The sequence below is a fragment of the Seonamhaeicola marinus genome (assembly GCF_008085455.1).
The window spans coordinates 1-628 of sequence record NZ_VSDQ01000591.1; the positions used below are offsets into that span (position 1 = coordinate 1).

Annotated in this window: 2 pseudogenes; both read right to left on the reverse strand. The window is 33.0% G+C overall.

From position 1 onward, the window contains the following. Positions 1-240: pseudogene (locus FUA24_RS10675) on the reverse strand (hypothetical protein); the annotation flags it as partial. Between the two features lie 162 nt (positions 241-402). Further along, positions 403-628 (reverse strand): annotated as a pseudogene (locus FUA24_RS10680) (tRNA uridine-5-carboxymethylaminomethyl(34) synthesis GTPase MnmE); the annotation flags it as partial.

Here is a 628-nt window from a genome sequence, read left to right on the forward strand (position 1 = left end):
TTCAACAACTTGTTTTTGCTGTTGCATATCTTTAGTAAGAGTAGCTTGGATTTTTTCTTGACGTTTGCGTGCCTTATAGGCTCTTTTTGCACAAGTATCGCCACAGTATTTAGTAACTGTTGTACGTGCTGTGAAGGCATTACCGCAATGCTTACAAGTTTTAGGAATGAATAAATTACTGCTCATAAATGGTGCTTTATGTAGCGTAATGGTGCAACGTGGTGCGTTATGGTGCATCATTTCGCCTTTATTTTGCCAACAGATTTGGGCAACAAATCCATATTTAAGGCAACAGATATACAACAAATTTAATCAAAAAAGAGTAAATAAGCAACAAATAAAAGAAGATAAAACACTATAAAATCAACAATAACAAGGGATTAACAAATAAAAGAAAGTAAGTTACTTCCCGATACAAAAATTAGCAAAAATATTTCCTAACAAATCATCATTAGATATTTCTCCAGTAATTTCACCAAAGTAATATAAAGCCTGACGGATGTCTATAGCTAGCAAATCGCCAGATAAGCCTGTTTCAAGGCCATATTTTACCTTTTGTACCTCTTCTAAAGCCTTCAGTAAAGAATCATAATGTCTTGTATTTGTAACAATGGTATCATTATTTTTT